The sequence below is a fragment of the Bradyrhizobium sp. 160 genome (assembly GCF_023073735.1).
Lineage (GTDB): Bacteria > Pseudomonadota > Alphaproteobacteria > Rhizobiales > Xanthobacteraceae > Bradyrhizobium.
Genome location: NZ_JADPKD010000075.1, coordinates 56,814 through 78,101 on the forward strand (window position 1 = coordinate 56,814; position 21,288 = coordinate 78,101).

The window sequence follows — 21,288 nt, forward strand, 5'->3', positions numbered from 1 at the left end:
TTACTCCGGCGGAGACGTCCGTGGTCATCTGCTATTTGGTGCGTCACCATCGATACCTCATTCCGACGTATACCGCCCGCCCGGTGCCCGGCTCGAACAAGGCTGACGTCGCCGTTGCCCGATCGATGATGCTCGCGCTAGCAATGTAGGTCTTGTCGGTGAGATTGCGTCCCTCGACATAGGCGGATAGCGGACCGCCATTGTCGAACCCGGCTTTCAATCCCAACAGCGCATAAGGCTCTGTCTTGAGCGTGTTCATGCTATCGACAAAATAGGCTTGTGGCACCCATTCGACGTTGGGGCCGACATAGAGACCCGTCGGATGCTTGTAGAGGAGCTCTGCGCGCAGGTAATGACGGGGCGCGCCCGGCAATTGATTGTCCCCAAAGACAGGGTCGCGGTCGAAACGGAAGTCGTTGAACGTGTAAGAGACGTTAAGCCAGACCTTGTCCGGCGCGGAGCCACTGACGAAGATGTCGCGAAAGATTGTTGCACCTGCCCCGGCCTCGATTCCCTGGTGAAGCGTCCGGTCGGCATTGGTCACGTTGCAATTCCCGAACGCGCTATAGAGGCATTGCAGCTCATCGCGAATATTGGCGCGATAGGCGGTGAGCTCCCAGGCATAATCCGGCCGCCTCATGCGCGTTCCGACTTCGTACGTGGTCGCGATCTGTGCGCGGATCCTGGTGAACGGGATGGTTGGAATGCCGGGACCAATCGAGCTCTCACCGAAGCTCGGCACCTCGGCACTTCGCGAGACATTTGCGAAAGCTTGCCATGTTGGATCGATTTGCCACAGGAGGCCTGCCTTCGGCGACCAGAGATTGAACCGCGTTGCTCCCGATTGATCTCCGTCGCCGAGGAAGCGATCCTGCCGATTGCGAGTTGCGTACAGAAACTGGGTACCGGCTATCATTGCGACACCCGGAAGGAAGTAGAAGCTGTCTTCAACATAAACGGAGGCGTTCTCCGAGCGATCGATCGAGGAAGAAAGCAGCCTGCCCTTCTGACCGGCAAGATTGGCAAACTGCTGATTGTCGATGCTACCATTCAATACGTAGACACCCGCGACCAGTCTGTTGCGAAAACCGCCGATGGTGCGGTCATCCGTGACCTTCGCGAAGCCTCCATAGTCCTTGTAGCGGTAGTCCAGCCACTGGAAAATCGGATGCATCAGATGGCGGTCGAGCCCGAAGGCGCCGAATTCAAGCTTGGTGTCATCGAAGCGGACGGTCGTCTTGTTGGCCAACCTGACTGTATCGATATTACGCTGCTGATCCATGGCAACGTTCCCCGGAGCGGCAGCCTCCGGATCGGTCAAGGCAGACGCCTTGGTCACGGTACCAGGGATCCGCTGCCGCACCTCGTTGGCGTTGAGGTAAAACCGTGTCTCAACGTCCGGAGAGAATTGATAGCCGAAATTGCCGCTCAAGCGATTGCTCGAGCCGAAGCTATGATCGCGAAATCCATCAGCGGCCTGCGTGGAAGCGGTCACGAAACCGTCCCACGGCCCGTTCGCGCCACCTGCGTTCGCCTGAAGCCGCTTGAAGCCGAAACCTCCGACGTCGAAAGACACGCCGTTCGGAAATGAATCGCGGCCGGACGGAGTTACAAAGTTGATGGCGCCCCCGAGGGAATTCGCGCCGAACTGGAGTGCGTTCCCGCCCTTGTAGACTTCGACATATTTGTAGGCAGTAGGGTCAATCTCCTGGAAATCGCCATAGCCGTCGGCAGTGTTGATCGGGATGCCGTCCATGTAGAGTTGGACGCCGCGAAGGTGGAAGTTGCGCGACAGGCCCGACCCGCGAATCGAGAGCCGCGTGTCGTCGCCCCATTTAGGCTGGGCGAACACACCAGGCACGTAGTCCAGCACGTCCTTGATCGTGTTGGCGGGCGTCGAATTCCTGTAAGTTTCCGCCGTTACGAGCGCTACGCCGCCCGGCGTCTGGTTGATTTCCGCAAGCGCTTGTTGCGCGGTCAGCACCGTCAGGGACCCCGGGACCCCGGCGCCTTGCACGCTCGCGGCTTGCTGCGGCAGCCCAGCCGGTCGTGCGCTTCGCGCCACACGCGCTGATCGCACGGCCTCACGGTGGGGCCGGACCCGAGCCGCGCGCTTTTGCTGTGGAGCTTCAACAATAACCGAGGGAAGTTCCGACCGACTTACCTGGGCACCCGAAGTGTGTGGAAAAGCCAAAATCGATACGGACGCGAGCAGAATGCAGCGCGCGTGCACACTCCGCAAAGAACGAAGACAAGGCATGGGACATTTCCTGACAGCGGCACGCAGCCGATCTGTTGCGAAGCGAGATGCGGCATCAGCAAGCCGCACCGAGCGCAAGTTCGTCGCGGGTCAGGAAAATTGAGGGGGCGCGCGCGCCTGGGCGCCAAAGCCCCTATCGGCAGCGACGACGGATATGTCCAAAGCGTGCCATGCCACGCGCTTGGCGTGACGGAAGGGGATGGAGAGCCCAACTTGGGGCGGCGAATCGAGCGAGGCGTTGGCCTGCGCCAAGCAACACAGCGCGCACGCGCCGGTGTGCGCGGTGGGGCTGCCGGTCTGATCGTTCAGGCCCCTCTGCTCACCGCCGCTGTGGCAGATGACGCCGGCCGACAGCGGATCGGCAACGGCCTGGCCGGCCGCCAAGCAGGCGGCAATCGGCGCCAGCACCTGCATCACCAGGGCGAGCAGGACAACGGGTAGGAATTTTTGCAAGCGCGCGCGCATCCGCCGAACCGTTCGTTCGTCCCCTAACTAAACACCGCCCCAAGCCCCGAGTCGAGGTCAGTTCCGCCGCCTTGTTGGCCCAGCGAAGACATCTCGAAGTGGTCGGAGCCACCCTACCCCGGGGCGCGAGGGGTCCGGCATTGAGGCAAGTCAAACCACCTCCCTCACCCAAAAATCCGTTATTTCCCATGCATTTACAGGGATATGAGCCCGATCATTTCGTTACATGCTCGAATTTTGAACATTCGTTGCCGAAAATGATGACAAGTGATAAAAGTTGATCTAGCATCCCTCTTGCTCAGGCTGGCCGTGAGGTCGAAGCCTGGTGGTCCAAGTCTCGGGAGGAGCCCCTGGCGCGCAAAACGCAGCGTCGCCCCGTCAATCAAGAGCAAATCTTAGAATCGGGGATAATAGGGTCGACACAATTTTTGAGCGGGGCCAGGGCCCCGCTTTTTTTTGCCCGCATGTTATTTGCCCATGGCTTCGATGCCAATGAGCGCGTCCGCCAATCCGGTCCAACGGAGCTTCGAGCTCGTGGCGGCGCGCTGCGAGAAATCTGACGCCGCTGGGTCTATCGGCGTCTGCTCGAAGAGTATCCCGAAACGTGGGGCGACGTTCCGCTCGAAAGGCAGCGAGCTCGTGATGGGATCTATGCTCACGCTGATGATCGAGGCGGACGCTGATGCTGCGATCCAGCGATTGATTGCAGATTGAGTGGCATCAGCTCTTGTGAGACACTTTCGGACATCGGTCGCGCATTCAATGACGCGCCGACGATAAAATTTTATGGGAGCGAGCGATGTCCGGGACGAAAGATTTCTCGACGACGAGGCGCGATCTTCTTCAGGCGGCAGCGACCGCCGGCGCCGCGACTGCCATCCTCGGCAGCATGGGCATAAACCCAGCACTTGCAGCCGAAGTCGGACGAAGCGAGAAACCGCTGAAGGCGGCCTTCTCCAACGCGGGCCTCCAGGCCACCTGGTGCGCACAGGGCAAGCAGGCCGCGGAGTTCTGGGGCAAGCTGTTCAATGTCGAGGTGACCTGGTTCGATGGTCAGCTCGACGCGGTCAAGCAGCGCGCCGCGATCGACAACATGGCCTCGCAGAAATGGGATTTCGTCGCGATCCAGGCTTTTGGCATCGGCACCCTCACCCAGCCCGTGCAGAAGATGATCGACGCCGGCACGCCCGTCATCGACATGGACACGCTGATTGCGCCGCTCGACCAGATCAACGTCCACTCCTTCCTTGCCCCTGACAACGAGTTCATGGGTGCCTCGGTAACTCAGGCGCTGTGCAACGCGATGGGCGGCAAGGGCAAGATCATCATGACGCAGGGTGCGCTCGGCCACACCGGCGCGCAAGGACGCGCCAAGGGTTTTAACTCGGTGGTCAAGCAATTCCCTGGCATCGAGGTGCTCGACACCCAACCGGCCGACTGGGACGTCTCCAAGACCGCCCGCCTCTGGGAGACCTATCTCACCAAATATCCGCAGATCGACGCTGCGTTCTTCCACAATGACGACATGGCGCTCGCCGCCTACAACATCATGAAGGCCCGCAACCGCACCAACATCCTGATTGGCGGCGTCGATGCCATGCCGCCGGCGATCCAGGCGGTGAGCGAGGGTCGCATGTTCGCGACCGTGCGCAATCCGTCGTGCCGCATCCATGGCGGCGCCATCGTTGCAGGTGTATCGGCCGTGGTCGGCGGCGAGAAGAGCGGACAGGGAATCCCGAAGAACGTCGTCACCGACGGCCCGGTCGTGACCAAGGCCAATGCCGCCGGGATGCAATGGATGCAGGATCACTTCCTGATCTGAGCCTCCATGCCTGCGGGACATCAGCCCATCCTCGAACTGAAGGGCATCACGAAGAGCTTCGGCGGCGTCGAAGCGCTTCGTGGTGTCGACTTCGCGCTTCTTCCCGGCGAGATCCATGGTCTCGTCGGCGAGAACGGCGCCGGCAAAAGCACGCTGATGAAGATCATCGCCGGCGTGCACACCGAATTCTCCGGCCGCTTCCTGGTTGACGGGGCGGAAACGCGTTTCCGCTCGGCGCGCGATGCCCATGCGGCCGGCATCGCCATGGTGCACCAGGAGCTCAGCGTTGCGCCCGACCTCACGGTTGCGGAGAACGTCTTTCTGGGCAACCAGCCGGTCAACCGGTTCGGCCTCGTGCAATGGCGGCGGATGGCGCGCGAAGCGGGCGAGCAGCTCGCCCGCTTCGGCATCGACGTCGACCCGATGTCGCGGCTTGGGGACCTCCCGATCGGACTCCAGCAGTTGATCGAGATCGCCCGCGTGCTGTTCTCGGGCGCTCGCATCGTCATCCTGGACGAGCCGACCTCCGCCCTCTCCCCACCCGAGGTCGAGCGGCTGTTCACAACGCTCCGGCGTCTGCGCGAGGAAGGCACTGCAATCGTCTTCATCTCGCATTTCATCGAGGACATTCTGCGCGTGTCCGACACGGTGACCGTCTTCCGCAACGGGCGGAAGGTCGCGGAGACCGCCAGCGCCGCGACCAGCAAGGGCGCGCTGATCGAGGCCATGATCGGCCGCGGCGGCGAAACGCTCGAGCATAGCTACACTGACGATTTGATGCTGCCGCGGCCGAGCGACAGCCCGGTCGTCCTGAAGGTCGACCAGCTCTCCCTCGCGCGCAGCCTTCAGGATGTCTCGTTCGAGGCCCGCGCCGGCGAGGTGCTCGGCATCTACGGCTTCATGGGCTGCGGCCAGCAGGAGCTGTCGCGCATCCTGTTCGGCAAGCTGAAGCCGGACAGCGGCACGCTCGCCGTCGAGGGCGCACCAAAGACCTTCGCCAGCACGGCGGCGGCGCGGCGCGCCGGCGTGGCGCTGGTGCCCGAGAGCCGGCGCGACATGCTGTTTCACCAGGAGCCGGTCTACAAGAACATCTCGATCAGCATTTTGGATCGCATCTCGGCGCTGCTGCTCAAGCCGGCGCAGGAGCGCGATATCGCAATGCGCCAGGTCGAGCAATTGCAGATCAGACCGCCCGTGGTCGGCCTCGACCTCGGCATGCTCTCCGGCGGCAACCAGCAGAAGGTCGCGCTGGCAAAATGGCTGACCTATCCGCCCAAGCTTCTGGTGCTGTGCGAGCCGACCCGCGGCATGGATGTCGGCGCCAAGAACGACGTCATCAACATCGTCCGCGACCTCCGCGCCAAGGGGCTTGCCGTCATCGTGCTGTCGACCGAGCCGGAAACGGTGCTGTCGCTGGCCGACCGCATCCTCGTGCTCAAGCGCGGCGCATTGGTGCGGGAATTCAGGAACGAGCCGGTCAGCAAGGACCGCCTGCTGGAAACGGCGTGACGGAGAAGCACCATGGCGAGCAGTGACACGGTTCCGGCGGTGGCTGTGCGAGCGCGGGGACTTGCGCCCTTCCTGCGCTCGCAGATGCGTAACATCGCGCCATTCCTGACGCTGATTTTCCTGTCCGGCTTCTTCGCCTTCGCCAGCCCCTCCTTCGCGACGCTCGACAATCTCGGCAACATCCTCACGCAAGTGTCGGTGACAGGCATCATCGCGGTCGGCCTCACCTTCGTGATCCTCTGCGCCGAGATCGACCTCTCGATCGCCAGCATCGCCAACGTCACCGGCATCGCGGTCGCCTATTTCACGCTCCAGGAATCCTACGTCAACATTGCGAATGTGCCGCTGCCCGGCGCGGTCGCCATCATCCTGTCGATCCTGCTCTGCGCGCTGCTCGGCCTCGTCAATGCGCTGGGGCTGACCGTGATCGGCATCCCCTCCTTCATCATGACACTGGCGATGATGCAGATCGCGGCCGGCATCTCGGCGCTCCTGGTGCGCGGCCAGATCGCCTACAAGGTGCCGAGCCTGATCACGACGCTCGGCTCGGGCTCGATCGGTGGCATCCCCTGGATCGTCATCGTCGCCGCCATCATGCTGCTCGGCGGGCATCTGGTGCTGACCTACACGCGCTTCGGCCGCTACGTCTACATGGTCGGAGGCAATCGCGAGGCGGCCGAATATTCCGGCCTCAACGTCAAGCTGATCCTCGGTGCGGTCATGGTGATCTCGGCGATCTGCTCCGGCATTGGCGGCATGCTCGGCGTTGCCCATTTCGGCAGCGCGCAGCAGAACGAATTCGACACCTACCTGCTCGACTCCATCGCCGCCGTCGTTGTCGGCGGCACGAGCCTGTTCGGCGGCCGCGGCGGCATCGGCAACACCATCGTCGGGCTTTTCGTTCTTGGTGTTCTCAATAACGGACTCGACCACGTCAACATCGACAGCTTCCTGAAGATCCTGATCCGCGGCCTGATCCTGCTGGCGGCACTGGTCATTAACGTCTATGCGCAGCGCTTGAGGGAAAAAGCGACGGAGTAGACGGGACCTCAAAACGAAAACAGCGAAAACAACCCCATGCACAGTAGCCGGGACCAGCGAAATCAATGACTTGCCGGCGGCTTCGCAGAATTGCGGATTTTACGAAGTGGATTTGACTCGTCGGGCAAAACAGGGGCATGATGTCACCATGGCCGGCGGCTCCGAGAGGCGGTGCCTGCCCCCGTCATTGCGAGCGCAGCGAAAATCCAGAATCTTTCCGGCGTGACAGTCTGGATTTGCTTCGCTGCGCTCGCAATGACGATCTGAAGCCGGCAGAGGAATCCTGGATCGTCTCAATCGCGAAGCCAGGGAACGCGTCCTAACTCTGGACCTCCGTATGCGACGGCAGCCGCGAGAAGCGGAAATTGCAGTGGCTCGCGCCGCCCGCCAACGTCTGCGTTCTTTCCAGGCGGATGCCTTTCGTGGCATAGGCGTCGAAATCAAGCCCGCAAATGTTCGGCAGGACGTCCTTGTCACCGTGGCGCGCTGCGAGCTTGCAGAAGCCACAAGCCTTGTAGTTGATGCCGAATTCGAACTTGTCTCCTGGATCCGGCTCTACGAAATCGTAGACGAAGTCCTCCGGAAACTCCCTCTGGTGGCTTTCCGTGACGCTCTTTGCCGCCTGCTCGCGCAGCAGAGCCTGGTTCTCGGACGACATGAACTGACGACCCGAGGCAAGGCGTTCCGCCTCTGACACGGTGAGCAATTGCGCTTTGTAGGTTTCCCGTTCGATCTCCCCGATCACCGGGACCGGCACGCCGTGGCGCCGGAGCACCCGACTGATGGCCATAAAACCCGTGAGACGCATGAAGAAATCACTCATGCGGCTGGCCGCGCCGCCGACATAGGGCATTTGGGTCAGCACGATTTCGAATTCGTCCATGACTTCCTGCCTGATCTTCTCGATGTCGGATAGTTGCGCGCGCTCGCGCAACATCGCATCGGCAAGGTCGAGGCGGTGCCGCATGGCGGCTTCCATTGCGTCCCGATGCGTATCGTAGAAAGGATGGATCTCAGCCATTGGACACCCGATGATTGGCTCATTGCAATGTGGGCGACGCCGGTTTCATTCTGCGGCGATCGCCTCGATCTCCAGCAGCCATTTGCTGTCGACGGTCTCGACGATCACGACCGTCAGTGCGGGCTGGTGCTCCCCGAGCACCGCGCGACGAATAATACGGTTGGTCACGACCTGGTTGCGGTCGGTCAGGAACGTGGTGACCTTGACCAGATGCTCGACGCCCAGACCCGCAGCGGCGAGCACTTCCCTGACGTTGCGCCAGGCCTGCTCGCATTGCGCCTCGAAACCTTCGGGCACGGTACCGTCCGATCTCTCTGGCACCTGGCCGCTGATGAACAAGAGACGGCGATGCTGCTTCAGTTCAAGTCCCATGCTGTAGCCGCCGGCAGGAGCGTGGACCGTTGCGGGATTGTGGATGACGACGTGAACTTGCGGCATGGGGTCTCTCCGTGTTGTGGCCGAACCCTATCCGGCGGCATCGCTGCGGCGCAAAGCACGATTGCTGCGGTTCAGCGCAAGAAAATCTATTGCAAGCACGCAGCCATTCAGTGACAAACTGGGCAGCAATGACTTACATCCTTCCACCGCTCAACGCGCTCCGCGCTTTCGAAGCCGCCGCGCGGCATCTCAGCTTCAAATTGGCCGCGCACGAGCTGCACGTAACGCCCGCCGCCGTAGGGCAGCAGGTGAAAGCGCTGGAGGCGCGCCTCGGCGTACGCCTGTTCGACCGGCTGCATAAGCAGCTCATCCTCACCGCGGCCGGCCGGGCCTATCTACCGGGGATATCCGAAGGCTTTCGCCACATCGCCGAGGCGACCTCGCAATTGAAGCCGGCAGGTGCAGTGCTGCTACAATTGGGCGTTCATGGCAGCATCGACCTGCGCCGCCTCCAATTGGCAGAGTTTCGCAGCGCGCATCCAGATATCGGTTTGCGGCTGCTGCAGCCCGCCGGCCTGCACGAGCTGGTCGAGGGCAAGGTCGACTTGCTGATCGCTCGCGGTCTTGGCCAACATCCGGGCTATCGCTGCGAGCGGATGGATGAGGGATCGAGACTGGGTGATTGGCTCGTCGCGCCTGAAGGCACCGCGGATTGCCCCGAGATCGTGAGCTTCCGCGAATGGCTGCGCGCCTTGCTGGCCGAGCACGCACTTTCGAATACACCCCCGCGCTTGGTCGGCAGCATCAGGAGTTGAGGCGACCGCAAAGCCGCAACAACTCGGCGTCAAGCGACCGCGGCGCCGGTGTTTCTTCTAGCAAAACGGCCATCAACCGGCCGGCAAGTCCCCGCTGCGTCGGTCTAAACTGATGCGAAGGGGATGGCGCCTGCCATCATTTCCGATACTGGTCGTCCCTCACCTTTTCCAACCAATCAACATTCTTGCCGCCAACGGATTCCTGGATCGCAATGTGGGTCATTGCCGTCGTCGGTGAAGCGCCATGCCAGTGCTTCAGTCCGGGAGGAAACCAGACAACGTCGCCGGGCCGAATCTCCTCGATCGCACCGCCCTCACGCTGCACCCACCCAAGCCCGGCGGTCACAATTAGGGTCTGACCTAGGGGATGCGTGTGCCAGGCTGTCCGAGCGCCGGGCTCGAACGTGACCTGGCCAGCTCCTACTCGGGCCGGATCGGGAGCCTGGAACAGCGGGTCGATCCGGACCGTCCCAGTGAACCAGTCTTCCGGTCCCTTTTGGGAGGGACGCGAGCCGTTTCGTTTGATGTCGATATCCATTTGAGATTCCTTCTGTGTTTCGGACGAGAGCGCCCGGTGAACTCCGATGGTAACAGCGACGGCGCCGCTGACGAGTACGTTCCGACGTGTGATCATCTCACGCCTTCGCTCATCGAGGGTCGTACCCGGGCTTCTTGTAGATGGTGTCCGGCTTGGCAATGATGTCGGGGTTGTAGACCTTTTCGGTCCAGTGTTTCGGCTCGACGTCCTCGATGCCGACGGAAACGGATTCCTCTCCGTAGCAGAGCGCGCCAGTGACCGCTTCGGCGACCGCTTGCGCAAGGGCTTGCTTCTGGAGTTGGCTTTTGCCCGAATAGAGTTTGACGATGACGTGTGGCATTGCTGGATTCCTCAGTGTGGACGCTTCTCGATGACGTCCTTGACGACCGGCGCTGCGGAGAATGCGTTGGGCCAGCCGGCGTAGAAGGCGAGATGGCCGAGCACCTCGCCGGCTTCCTCCCGCGTCAACCCGTTGTCCATCGCGCGGTTCAGGTGATAGGCGATCTGCGCGACCTGACCGGTCGCGATGAGAGCGCTCACGGTGACGAGGCTGCGGTCGCGGGGAGCGAGAGCCGGCCGGAGCCAGAGATCCCGGAACAGCACGTCTGTCGTGTACTCGACGAGGCTTGGCGTGGTTTGCCCGAACTGCTCTCCGACGCGCGTGGCCCGCTGCTTCTCCGCCGCCTCGTCGAGCGGGAGCTGCGGTCCTAAGGCCGGCGGGAGCTGGTCGGCTCCGATGTTGCGGCTCTTGAACACTTCCCTGGCCGCCGGGATCGCATCCATCGCGTTTGCCCAGCCCGTGTAGAACGCCAAGTGGGTGATGATCTCCGATATCTCCGACGCCTTCACGCCGCTGTCGAGCGCGAGGGCCAGGTAGTGCGGCAGTTCGACGATTTGGTCGCGGGCGATCAACGCGGCAACCGTGACGATGCCGCGGTCGCGACGGGAGAGGCCCGTTCGCTTCCACAGGTCGTCGACGATGAATTTCTGCGCATACCCTTCGAGGGCCGGCGCGACGGCGCGGATGTCTTCGGGCTTGGGCATGCCGTTTGCTCCTTGGTGGGGTGCCTGCGCCGCGGCCGCGACGGCGAACAGGCAGAGTGAGATCAAAGTCGCGGCGAGCGTTCTCATTGTAGGGATCCTTCCGATGTCATCGGGTTCGCGATCAGCCACCAAGCGACGAGCGACGCGCACAGCACGGTCGCCGAACTGACGAGAAACAGAGCGTTCAGTCTCCCTCCGGCCGCGATCAATCCGAGCGCAGGGCTGGCGAGACCCTGGGCGAGATCGAGGAAACCGGTGTAGGCGCCCATGGCGAGGCCACGGCTCTGCGCCGGCACGCGGCGGACCGCCTCCACGCCGAAGCCGGGATAGACCAGCGAGAAGCCGAAGCCGGTGAGCGCAGCGCCGGCGAGGGCCATCTCCGGACGAACGGCCAGCCAGATCAGCGCCTGGCCGACGGCCTCGATCGCCGCGCAGACCAGCGCGACCTTCGCTCCGCCGATCCTGTCGGCCAGATGGCTGAAGAACACGCGGGCCAGGATGAAGGCGATCGCATACGTGGTGTAGGCGGACCATCCGTTGGCCCATCCCCTCGTCGCGAACAGCAGGGCGACGAACGTGGTGACTGCGCCAAAGCCCACGGAGCCGAGTGCCGAGCCCAGACCTGGCACCCAGACTGCACCGATCACTTCGACGAAGGAGGCGCGCGCGTGCTTCTCCGGCGCGACCGCCGGGAGCAGAGCGACCAGCGGCAGAGCGACGAGCGGCGCCAATGTGGTCGCGAGCGAGATCGCCGCGAAGCCGTGGGCCGCATATAGCGCGGAGCCGGCAGGGGCGCCGATCGCGAAGGCTGCGAACATGGGCGATCCGACCCAGGCAATGACCTTACCGGTGTTGCCGGAATGGGCGAGCGCCAGCCCCCAGCTCACCGCGGCCGTGATGATGAAGCTTTCCGCTCCGCCGAGGAGCCCACGGCCCAAGAGGAGGATCGCGACCGAGCGCAACGGAGACCCGCTGAAGCCAAGCGACAGCAAATACAGCAGCCCCGCGGCGGCCGCCGCCAGCAGGCCGGCGACGACCCCACGCTTGGCTCCCCGCGCGTCAGAGAAGTGACCGGCCCACGGCCGGGAGATCAACGATGCGGCGAACTGGCTTCCGGCGACGAGGCCCACCACGAACGTGCCGAGACCCAGCCCATCGTGCACGTGAAGAGGAAGCACGGGCATGGCCACGCCGATGACGAGGAAGGCGACGAAGACGACACCCATGATCGGGAGCAGCGTGGCCGTGACTCCGGGCGCCGAGACAGGCTGCTGCGTGGCTGCGATCGACATGCCTCAGAGCTCCTGCCTGGTCGGCCTGTAGAGGATCTCGTTGATGTCGACTTCCGCAGGCTGGCTCAGCGCGAACGCAACGGCCCTCGCGAACGATTCTGCGGGCACTGCCACCTGATCATAGAACGAGCGGATTCCCGCCGCTGCCGCGGGGTCCGAGATCGTATTCAGGAGCTCGGTCGCCACCGCACCCGGCGAGATCACCGTCGTCCGGATGTTGTAAGGCTTCACCTCCTGCCGCAGGCCTTCCGACAGCGCGCGGACGGCGAACTTCGTCGCCGCGTAGACGGCGAAGCCGGGTCCGACCTTGTGTCCCGCGACGGACGACACGTTGACGAAATGACCCGACTTCTGCCGCTGCATGTGCGGAAGCGCGGCGGCGATGCCGTACGTCACTCCTTTGAGGTTGACGTCGATCATCCGGTCCCACTCGTCGACGTTCAGTTGCTCGAGCGGAGCCTGCGGCATCAGACCGGCATTGTTGATCATGACGTCGATGCGGCCGTAGGTCTGCACTGCAGAGTCGACAAGTGCCTTCACCTGTTCTCGGCGGGTCACATCCGTTTCCAGAGCATGCGCGTTCCCGCCGCGCGCCTCGATCTCGTTCGCGAGCGCCTGGAGGCGATCCGCCCGCCGGGCGCCGAGCACGACAGTCGCGCCCTGCGCCGACAGGAGCCGCGCAGTGGCCTCGCCTAGCCCGCTGCTCGCTCCGGTCACCACGACGATCTTGTGCTTGATTCCGTCTGTCATAGGTCCTTGCCTTCTTCTGGAGCCGTGCTGCGGCTCGATGGCTGATCAGAACCTAGGCCTTCCTCGCCCGCGCGATTAGGTGATAAATTGTGAATGCAGTCATTAGGCAGGCTTATGGATGAATCGGGACGACGCAAGCGACCTCATCGCCTTTCTCGCTGTCGCGAGGGAACGCAATTTCACGCGCGCGGCGGCGAAGCTGGGCATGACGCAGTCCGCGCTCAGCCAGATCGTCCGTGGCCTAGAGGAGCGGCTCGGGGTTCGATTGTTGAACCGGACGACGCGCAGCGTCACCCCGACACAAGCCGGGGAACGGCTGTTCCTAAGTGTCGGCCCCAAGTTCACCGAGATGGATGCAGATCTCGCCGAGCTGGGCAAATTGCGGGAGAAGCCTGCTGGAACCGTTCGGCTGACGGCTACCGAATACGCTGCCGCCGAGATCCTTCTGCCGGCGCTTGGGAAGCTCCTGCCTAAGTACCCCGACATCCATGTCGAGGTCATCATCGACTACGGGCTGACCAACATCGTGGCACAGCAGGTCGATGCCGGCATCCGCCCCGGGGAGCTCGTCGCCAAGGACATGATCGCCGTGCGCGTCAGCCCCGATCTCCGAATGGCCGTCGTCGGCTCGCCATCGTACTTCGTCGATCGCAAGCGGCCGAAAACGCCGCAGGACCTGACTCAACACAACTGTCTCAACCTGCGCCTGCCGACGCACGGCGGCAGCCTCTACGCTTGGGAGTTCGAGAAGAATGGGCGCGAGCTCAATGTGCGGGTCGAGGGGCAGCTGGTATTCAACAGCGCCGGTCTCCTTCTCGATGGCGCGTTGAAGGGTCTAGGCCTCGCCTACCTGACTGAGGGACACGTGCAGCCGTACGTATCGCAAGGCCGGCTGCTTCGCGTACTGGCGGATTGGTGTCCGCCGTTCTCTGGCTATCATCTATACTATCCGAGCCGGCGGCAACCCTCGCCGGCGTTTACGCTGCTGGCGGACGCTCTCAGATATCGTGGCAAATAGGGCTGATCCCTCTTGGCCCATTGCATCACTTCGCGGCAACAAAGCCATTCCGTCGCTTTCGGGTCGAAGCGGACATTGAGCAAGCTGCTACGTCGCGGCCAATGACGTCTGATAGGCGATCTCGTCAGCTCGCCAGCACCTCACCGCGTGCCCGTCCGGCCGCGTCTCCAGCGCCGGCCCCGGCTCGCTCCGGCACACCGCTTCGGCGTAACGACAGCGCGGGCTGAACGCGCATCCGTCCGGGGGATTGAGCGGATTGGGCAGGTCACCGCCCGTGGTCGCCAGCGGGGCGTGGCGCAAGGGATCGGGGATGGCGGCGATCAGGGCCTGCGTATAGGGATGCGCCGGCCGTTCAAAAATCTCGCGCCAGTGGCCATTCTCGACGATGCGGCCGAGATACATCACGGCGACGCGGTCGCTCATGTGCTCGACGACGCCGAGGTCATGGCTGATCATGATGTAGGACAGACCGAGTGTCTCCTTCAATTCCAGCAAGAGATTGATGATCTGGGCGCGGATTGAGACATCGAGCGCCGAGACCGGTTCGTCGCAGATGACAATCCTGGGATTGAGGATCAGCGCCCGCGCAATGCCGATGCGCTGACGTTGGCCGCCCGAGAATTCATGCGGGTAGCGGTCAGCCTGTTCGGGCCGCAGTCCCACATGCCGCAGCATCGTCGCGACGCGATCCTCGATCTCGCTTTTCGCGGTCACGCCATGGACGCGCAAGGGATCTTCGAGCGTGCGGCGAACGGTCTGGCGCGGATTGAGCGAGGCGTAGGGATCCTGGAACACGATCTGCACGATGCGAGCCAGCGCCTTGCGGTCCGCGGACTGCCTGTTCGTGACGACCTGCCCGTCCAGCACGATGCGGCCGCGCGTCGGTGTCAGGAGACCGAGGATCGAGAGCGCAATCGTCGATTTGCCCGAGCCGGACTCGCCGACGAGGCCGAGGCATTCGCCGCGCCTCAAGCTGAGATCGACACCGTCGACGGCACGGAGCAGCCGTCTTTCGCGGCCTAGCAAGCCGCCCCGCAGCGGAAAATGGACTGCGAGATCCTCGACGCTGAGAATGAGATCGTCGTCCGGCCTCCCCTGTGGCTCATGCATGATGGTGACACCTCACCAGACCGCCGGCGCCCAGCAAATCCGTCCCCGGCGCAGTGGTTCGGCAAATATCGGTCGCCTGCGCGCAGCGCGGATTGAACCGGCATCCGTCCGGGAAGCTTGTGATCGCGGGAACGACGCCCGCGATCTCCTTGAGCCTGGTCCGGCCAAGCGCAGCGCGACTGCCGAGCCGGGGCAGCGAGGCGACGAGGCCTTGCGTATAGGGGTGCGAGGGCGAGCGGAAAATATCCGCCGAGCCGCGCTCCTCGACGATGCGGCCGGCATACATGACGGCAACGCGGCGGCAGACATTGGCGACCAGGCCGAGATCGTGGCTGATCATCAGGATGGCCGTCCCCCGCTCGGCGCATAGATTGCGCATCAGCTCGATGATCTCCGCCTGCACGGTCACGTCGAGCGCGGTGGTCGGCTCGTCTGCAATCAGGAGATCAGGACCGCAGGCCAGCGCGATGGCGATCATCACGCGTTGCCGCATGCCGCCCGAGAGCTGGTGCGGGTAATCCTTCACGCGCCGCTCGGGCGCGGGGACGCGGACGCTCGCCAGTGCATCCACCGCCAGCTGATTGGCTTCCCGCCAGCTCTTGCCCTTGTGCAGCACGAACATCTCGGCGATCTGTCGGCCCACAGGCGAGACCGGGTTCAGGGCCGTCATCGGCTCCTGGAAGATCATGGCGATGCGGTTGCCGCGCAGCGCCCGCTGTTTGGCGGCGGAAAGGTGCTGGATCTCCCGCCCCTCGAAGCGGATGACGCCGCCCCCGATCGACAATGGCGGCCGCAGCAGGCCGATCAGAGCAAGCGCCGTGATGCTCTTGCCGCAGCCGGATTCACCGACAAGACCGAAGGTCTCGCCACGATCGATGCGGAACGAAACGCCCTCGACTGCGGGGACCTTGCGGGATCCGTCGTTGAGATCGATGCGCAGATCCTCGACTTCGATCAGCGGCGAGCCCGTCATGTGCGCCGGCTCCGCGACTGCGGATCGAGAATGTCGCGCAGGCCGTCGCCAAGCAAATTGAGGCCGAGCACCGTCAGGAAGATGGCAAGGCCCGGGAAAACCGAGAGCCACGGCGCCGTCGTGATCTGGTCGCGGGCTTCCGACAACATGCTGCCCCAGCTCGGAAACGGCGGACGCACGCCGAGGCCGAGGAACGACAATGCGGCTTCGGACAGGACCGCACTGCCCATGCCGAGCGTGCCGATGACGACAATCGGTCCGAGCATGTTGGGCAGCAGCTGCGTGATCATGATGCGCATATCGCCGTAGCCGAGCACGGTTGCGGCCTGCACATAGCCCTGGCTCCTCAGCGACAGCGCCGAGGCCCGTGCGATCCGGCAGGAGAAGGACCAGTTGGTCAAGCCGAGCGCGATGAGCAGGCTGGTCAGGCCGGGTCCAAGCACCGCCATGATTGCCAGCGCGAAGATCAGCGACGGGATCGCGAGCATGAGGTTGGTCAGGGCGTTGACGACATCGTCCCACCAGCCGCCCCAATAGCCGGCGCTGAGGCCCAGTGCCACGCCGATGACGCTGTTGATGAGCTGGGAGACGATGCCGACCGTCAGCGAGACGCGCGCGCCATACACGACGCGGGAGTAGATGTCGCGGCCCTGCCCGTCGGTGCCGAACCACCAGGTCCAGCTCGGCGCCTCCTCTGCATTCATGAGGTTGGCGTCCATGACGGGATCGGTGTGCGCCAGCCATGGCGCGAGCAGGCCGACCAGGATCGCAAGCGCGAACAACGCGCCGCCGATGACGAGATTGGCGCGGAGCTTCATGCGTATCTGATCCTGGGATCGATCACGCCGTAGAGCACGTCGATCAGCAAATTGAGCGCGAGAAAGAACAGCACCACCACGAGAATTGAGCCCTGGACGGCCGGAATATCGCGTTGGAGGACACTGTCGACCAGCAGCGAGCCGATGCCCGGCCATGAGAACAATTTCTCGACGACGACGGCTTGCCCCATCAACGCGCCGAATTGCAGGCCCATTGTCGTGAGAATCAGGACGAGAGCGTTGCGCATCACGTGCCACTTCACGACACGCGTCTCGCTCATGCCCTTGGAGCGCGCGGTGCGGACAAAATCGGCGGTCATGATCTCGAGCACCGCGGCGCGCGTCGTCCGGGCCAGCAGCGCCATCGGCGAGACGCCGAGCGTCACGGCCGGCAGGATCAGATATTTGAGGCTGCCGTCGCCATAGCCGAAGCTCGGCAGCCAGCCAAGCTTCAAGGCGAACAGGTACATCAACAGCAGCCCGAGCCAGAATTTGGCCATTGAAAGGCCCGACACCGCGACGACCATGGAGACCGTGTCGACGATGCCGCCTGGTCGCAAGGCTGCGACAAAGCCGAGCGGAACGCCGATCGCGATCGCAAACGTCAAGGCTGCGAATATCAATTGCACCGTCGGCCACATCCGTTTTGCGATCATGGTCGTGATCGGCTCGCGGGTCCGGAACGACGTCCCCAGATCACCTGTCGCAAGCTTGCCGATGTAGGCGCCAAAGCGCATGTAGACGGGATCGTCGAGGCCGAGCTGCTTCTTCATGCGCTCCACGACCTGCGGGTCGGCTGCACCGCGGCCGTCATCGCTCATGCTCGATACGATGCTGCCAGGCACCACGCTGAACAGGACGAAGACCACCAGCACCACGGCCAGCACGGTCGGAACGGTTTGCAGGATTCGACGGATCAGGAAGGCGAGCATTGCAACTGTTCCTCCCTCCCTCCGTCGCTTCCTGCGATCGAGGAAGGGTGAGAGCGCGGGTCACTTGGCGGGCGATGTCTCGTCCACCCAGAGGTCCTCGACGTTTTGATGGGTCAGTTCCGTCGCATTCAGCTGAATCCCCTTCAGCCACGGCTGCACCGCCATGACCGCCTTGTTGTAGTTGAAGAACCAGACCGGAGCCTCTTCATAGAGCAGGGCATTGGCCTTCCGGAGCAATTGGTCGCGTTTTGCATCGTCGTCGGCCTGTCCGGCCTCGTCGATCAGCTTGTCGAAATCCGCGTTTTTGAAGGACGTGTAATTGCACGCTGATTGCGGCGTCGACGAGTAGAAGCATTTCAGCGCCGCCTGGGGATCCGGGCCTGTCGCCATGGAATAGACATAGGCCTGGAAGTCGCCCTTGCGGATCACCTCCGCCAGCACCGCGGTCTCGACCTGCTTGACCTTCACCTTGACGCCGACGCGGTCCAGCATCGGGATGATGGCCTCGACGATCGGCAGACCCCAGCTTTCGTTTTGACTGGTCGTCCATTCGAACTCAAAGCCGGTGGGATAGCCGGCGTCCGCAAGCAACTGCTTTGCCTTCGCGGGATCGAAGGCATAGGGCTTCATCGCCTTGTCGTAGAGCGGCGAGGTCAGAGGCAGCCAGCTCGTGGCGCGATAGGCCTTGCCCTTGACCAGCTTGTTGATGATCAGGTCGGTATCAATCGCGTGGTTGATCGCCTGCCGGACGCGCTTGTCGGCGAACGGCTTGAAGGTCGGATTCATTCCCATGTGACGGGTGAAGACCTCGGCGACTTCGACGATGGTGCCCTTGAGGCCAGGGTCGGCCTGATAGGCGACATATTGCGCGGGCCCGAGCACGGACGTGTCGATCTCCTTGTTGCGGAAAGCGACATCGCGGGCCGCGGCCTCGCCCATGATCGACACGATGAGCTTGTCGGCATAGGGCTTGCCGGGCTTGTAGAACCGGTCCCACCGCTCCAGGACGATGCGCGATCCCGGCACGTGCTCGACGAACTTGAAGGGTCCAAGACCGATCGGCTTCTGGATGAAGCTTTCCTTGGCGCCCTCGTCGGCGGGATAGATCGAGGTCAGCGCGTTAAAGAAGTAAAAGCCCGGATCGACCTTCTCGGTCAGCTTCATTTCGAGGGTGAAGTCGTCGATCTTCTTCAGGCCGGAGATCTCTTTGGCCTCTCCCTTCTCGACCGCGGCCGCGCCCTCGATCACACGCACGAAGCGCGCGCCGGGATAGGCCTTGGTGCCGTCCATGATCCGATTGTAGGACCAGATGACGTCGTCAGCCGTCATCTTGCGGCCATTGTGGAAATACGCGTCGTCCCGCAGCTTGAAGGTGTGAACGAGGCCTCCGCCGGAGACCACATGCTCCTTGGCAAGCTCCAGAACCGGCTTGCCTTCCGTGGAATTCCAGATGTAGAGCGACCGGTGCAGAGCCTTGGCGTAGATCTCGTCCTGGGCGCGCTGCGTCGTGTGAATGTCCAGGCTAGTGAAACTCGAGCCATAGGGCGCGGTCATGCGGATGGTTCCGCCCTTGCGCGGTGTCTGGGCCTCCGCCGTGGCGGCAAGCGCCAGTCCCAAGCCAGCAACGATCGCCATTGTCCTGAACATCATGTGTCCCCCGAATGTAGGCGTGCTCTGATCGGCGAGTTGACCATTCACAGCATGTCGAATGCAAGCGCCTTGAAGGAATGACCTATGCGGGCTTCACCTCTCCCGTGGGAGAGGTGAAGCCGGATCGCCGACCGGGTCCAAATTCGTCACGCCTGGCCGACGGCGAACTCCGGCTGCCAGTCGCGCAGTTTCCGCGCTGCACTGGTGACGTCGCCGATAGCTGCAAACGCCCCCGCCTCCACCATCATCGCCCGCGCCAGCCGTACGGCGCGGGCTTCGCTGATCGCCCGCGTGCGCGGGTCCGCGATCAGCTCGAAATCGATGTTGTGGGCGAGCCCGAAGATGCGGCGGATGATTTTTGCGGCTGCGAAGCCGACCGCGTCGGCGAACAGGCGCTGCATGTAGGCCTGCCGCTCGGCTTCTAGCCGTGCGGCGCCCTGCTCGCCGGCAAAGAGCGAGACGGGATAGGCATCGCCTCCGGCTCCGGCGCGCCAGAGGTCGAGGAATTTGCGGGCGAACTCGCGCCAGACCTGCTCGACCGTCTCCAGCACCCAGGCCTCGAATGCGGCGCGCTCGCCCGGCGAGCGCTCGTGGCCGGCGGAGGCGAAATAGGCCATCAGGAGGTTGGCGAGCACGGCCCCGACGTCGAACCCGATCGGGCCGTAGAACGCGAATTCGGGGTCGATCACACGCGTCTCGCTCTCCGTCACCATGATCGAGCCGGTGTGGAGGTCGCCGTGAATCAGCGCCTCGGGGCTTGCCATGAACTTCAGCTTGAGGCGGGAGATCGCCACATGCAGGTCCATGTCATCGCGGAGGCTTGCCGCCAGGCCGTCGAGATACGGCGCGGTCCAGCGGTTCTGCTCAGCGATGCGGTAGGGATCGGTGAAGATCAGGTCCTCGGTGATCTTGCACAGCGCATGATTGCCGGCGAAGGCGGCGATGCCCTGCTTCTTCTCGGCCGCGGAGAGCGCAAGGTCGGAGGTGAAGAACAAGGTCCTCGCCATGAAGGTGGTGATGTCGTCGACAAAGCGCGGATATTGCGTTGCCGCGACCAACCCCTTGCGCATGATGATGTGGGGCTCGAGCAGCTCCATCATCGTGAGCGCCAGCGCCTCGTTGTGATGCAGCAGCGCCGGCACGAGGCCGGGCGCGAGCTGGGCCTGCTTCGACAGCGCCAGGTATTCGTAATGAGCCCGCGACAGCGGCAGCGGCCAGCTCTCGCCGACGAGCCGAACATAGGGCAGCGCCTGCTTCACGGCGATGCCGCCGCGGTTGCCCTTGACGATAAAGACGAGGTTGAGATTGCCGTCGCCGACCTCGGTGATCGCCCAGGATGGCGGCTCGCCGCCGAGCAGTGCCCTAAGCTCCGGCAGGCCTGCGAGATAATCCCGCAACGCCGCCTCATGCAGAATCCGGTAACCCCCGCCTGCGCCTCGACCATGACGATCCCATCCCATGTTTGGCATGGATCGTTACTCCCGCTCCAGGAAGCTCGAGCCGATCTCGGCCTTTCTTTTGATCGGATCGTAATCACAATAGACGCTATCCGCCACCAGGGTGTAGCTGGCGCTGACGGTGTATTTGTCGAGCTTGACCGAGTTCAGGCCGATCACCGAAGTGCTCTTGCCGCCGTTCCATTTGAACGGCGTCGAGCTCTTGGCCTGCTCGCAAGCCATCACGGCTTCGTTGAAGACGTAGCCCTCGACGAACGCCTTCAGGGTGCGCACCTGCACCGCCATCTTCCATTCGACATAGCCGACGGCACCGAGACCGGCGACGATCAGCACCAGAAGCGCAATAACGACCCGCTGAAAAGTCCTTTTGACCCCAATAAAAAAGCACAAAATTT

At 63.2% G+C, this 21,288-nt stretch carries 22 protein-coding genes; 6 read left to right on the forward strand and 16 right to left on the reverse strand.

All coding sequences use genetic code 11. From position 1 onward, the window contains the following. Nucleotides 1–43: 43 nt before the first annotated feature. Both IVA98_RS31345 and IVA98_RS31350 read right to left on the reverse strand, forming a co-directional pair. Nucleotides 44–2,260, reverse strand: a complete 2,217-nt coding sequence (locus tag IVA98_RS31345; protein ID WP_247356235.1) for a TonB-dependent receptor family protein — start codon at nt 2,258–2,260, stop codon at nt 44–46. Nucleotides 2,261–2,350: 90 nt separating this feature from the next. Beyond that, entirely contained in the window at nt 2,351–2,725 is a 375-nt protein-coding gene (locus IVA98_RS31350; protein WP_247337413.1) for a DUF2946 family protein, read from the reverse strand. Between the two features lie 492 nt (nt 2,726–3,217). Between IVA98_RS31350 and IVA98_RS31355 the strand changes: the two genes are divergently transcribed. The 4 genes from IVA98_RS31355 (at nt 3,218) to IVA98_RS31370 (ending at nt 7,097) form a co-directional block, all read left to right on the forward strand. Then, nucleotides 3,218–3,439: a hypothetical protein gene (locus IVA98_RS31355; protein WP_247337411.1), complete on the forward strand. Its 222-nt coding sequence runs from the start codon at nt 3,218–3,220 to the stop codon at nt 3,437–3,439. Nucleotides 3,440–3,524: 85 nt separating this feature from the next. Beyond that, entirely contained in the window at nt 3,525–4,547 is a 1,023-nt protein-coding gene (locus tag IVA98_RS31360; RefSeq protein ID WP_247275910.1) for a sugar ABC transporter substrate-binding protein, read from the forward strand. Nucleotides 4,548–4,553: 6 nt separating this feature from the next. After that, complete coding sequence (locus IVA98_RS31365; protein ID WP_247337408.1) at nt 4,554–6,056, forward strand: sugar ABC transporter ATP-binding protein; 1,503 nt, start codon at nt 4,554–4,556, stop codon at nt 6,054–6,056. Between the two features lie 12 nt (nt 6,057–6,068). Beyond that, a complete protein-coding gene (locus IVA98_RS31370; RefSeq protein WP_247337407.1) occupies nt 6,069–7,097 on the forward strand; it encodes an ABC transporter permease in 1,029 nt (342 codons plus the stop codon). Between the two features lie 319 nt (nt 7,098–7,416). Here IVA98_RS31370 and IVA98_RS31375 read toward each other — a convergent pair whose 3' ends face one another. Further along, complete coding sequence (locus tag IVA98_RS31375; protein WP_247337405.1) at nt 7,417–8,118, reverse strand: L-2-amino-thiazoline-4-carboxylic acid hydrolase; 702 nt, start codon at nt 8,116–8,118, stop codon at nt 7,417–7,419. Between the two features lie 45 nt (nt 8,119–8,163). Continuing rightward, a complete protein-coding gene (locus IVA98_RS31380) occupies nt 8,164–8,556 on the reverse strand; it encodes a RidA family protein (RefSeq protein WP_247337403.1) in 393 nt (130 codons plus the stop codon). 128 nt (nt 8,557–8,684) lie between these two features. Between IVA98_RS31380 and IVA98_RS31385 the strand changes: the two genes are divergently transcribed. Beyond that, nucleotides 8,685–9,311 (forward strand): LysR family transcriptional regulator, encoded by a 627-nt coding sequence (locus tag IVA98_RS31385; protein WP_247356319.1) that lies wholly within the window; start codon nt 8,685–8,687, stop codon nt 9,309–9,311. Nucleotides 9,312–9,447: 136 nt separating this feature from the next. On the opposite strand, the gene IVA98_RS31390 is transcribed toward IVA98_RS31385, so the two are convergent. The 5 genes from IVA98_RS31390 to IVA98_RS31410 all read right to left on the reverse strand — a co-directional run bounded on the left by IVA98_RS31390 (nt 9,448) and on the right by IVA98_RS31410 (nt 12,935). Further along, a complete protein-coding gene (locus tag IVA98_RS31390) occupies nt 9,448–9,843 on the reverse strand; it encodes a (R)-mandelonitrile lyase (RefSeq protein WP_247294841.1) in 396 nt (131 codons plus the stop codon). Between the two features lie 115 nt (nt 9,844–9,958). Next, the gene (locus tag IVA98_RS31395) at nt 9,959–10,189 is read right to left on the reverse strand and encodes a tautomerase family protein (protein ID WP_247294731.1); all 231 of its coding nucleotides are present in this window, start codon (nt 10,187–10,189) and stop codon (nt 9,959–9,961) included. A gap of 11 nt (nt 10,190–10,200) precedes the next feature. Further along, nucleotides 10,201–10,980, reverse strand: a complete 780-nt coding sequence (locus tag IVA98_RS31400; protein ID WP_247337401.1) for a carboxymuconolactone decarboxylase family protein — start codon at nt 10,978–10,980, stop codon at nt 10,201–10,203. Then, a complete protein-coding gene (locus IVA98_RS31405) occupies nt 10,977–12,185 on the reverse strand; it encodes an arabinose transporter (protein ID WP_247356236.1) in 1,209 nt (402 codons plus the stop codon). Before IVA98_RS31405 ends, IVA98_RS31400 begins: the two co-directional genes overlap by 4 nt. 3 nt (nt 12,186–12,188) lie before the next feature. Further along, on the reverse strand, nt 12,189–12,935 hold the full coding sequence (locus tag IVA98_RS31410) for an SDR family oxidoreductase (protein ID WP_247294727.1): 747 nt from the start codon (nt 12,933–12,935) through the stop codon (nt 12,189–12,191). Nucleotides 12,936–13,053: 118 nt separating this feature from the next. On the opposite strand from IVA98_RS31410, the gene IVA98_RS31415 reads away from it, so the two are divergent. Then, nucleotides 13,054–13,953, forward strand: a complete 900-nt coding sequence (locus IVA98_RS31415; protein WP_247294724.1) for a LysR family transcriptional regulator — start codon at nt 13,054–13,056, stop codon at nt 13,951–13,953. Nucleotides 13,954–14,040: 87 nt separating this feature from the next. Here IVA98_RS31415 and IVA98_RS31420 read toward each other — a convergent pair whose 3' ends face one another. From IVA98_RS31420 to IVA98_RS31450, 7 genes are all read right to left on the reverse strand, one after another. After that, the gene (locus tag IVA98_RS31420) at nt 14,041–15,063 is read right to left on the reverse strand and encodes an ABC transporter ATP-binding protein (protein WP_247294722.1); all 1,023 of its coding nucleotides are present in this window, start codon (nt 15,061–15,063) and stop codon (nt 14,041–14,043) included. After that, complete coding sequence (locus IVA98_RS31425; RefSeq protein ID WP_247294720.1) at nt 15,056–16,036, reverse strand: ABC transporter ATP-binding protein; 981 nt, start codon at nt 16,034–16,036, stop codon at nt 15,056–15,058. Before IVA98_RS31425 ends, IVA98_RS31420 begins: the two co-directional genes overlap by 8 nt. Then, nucleotides 16,033–16,854 carry an ABC transporter permease gene (locus IVA98_RS31430; RefSeq protein WP_247294718.1) on the reverse strand — a complete coding sequence of 274 codons (822 nt, stop codon included), beginning with the start codon at nt 16,852–16,854 and terminating at the stop codon, nt 16,033–16,035. Before IVA98_RS31430 ends, IVA98_RS31425 begins: the two co-directional genes overlap by 4 nt. Continuing rightward, nucleotides 16,851–17,786 (reverse strand): ABC transporter permease, encoded by a 936-nt coding sequence (locus tag IVA98_RS31435; RefSeq protein WP_247294715.1) that lies wholly within the window; start codon nt 17,784–17,786, stop codon nt 16,851–16,853. The genes IVA98_RS31430 and IVA98_RS31435 overlap by 4 nt, the downstream gene beginning before the upstream one ends. Nucleotides 17,787–17,846: 60 nt before the next feature. Beyond that, a complete protein-coding gene (locus IVA98_RS31440; protein ID WP_524536438.1) occupies nt 17,847–19,436 on the reverse strand; it encodes an ABC transporter substrate-binding protein in 1,590 nt (529 codons plus the stop codon). A 146-nt stretch (nt 19,437–19,582) separates the two neighbouring features. Continuing rightward, nucleotides 19,583–20,896 (reverse strand): S-methyl-5-thioribose kinase, encoded by a 1,314-nt coding sequence (gene mtnK / locus IVA98_RS31445; RefSeq protein WP_247356322.1) that lies wholly within the window; start codon nt 20,894–20,896, stop codon nt 19,583–19,585. A gap of 15 nt (nt 20,897–20,911) precedes the next feature. Then, nucleotides 20,912–21,226 (reverse strand): hypothetical protein, encoded by a 315-nt coding sequence (locus IVA98_RS31450; RefSeq protein ID WP_247294713.1) that lies wholly within the window; start codon nt 21,224–21,226, stop codon nt 20,912–20,914. Between the last annotated feature and the right edge of the window lie 62 nt (nt 21,227–21,288).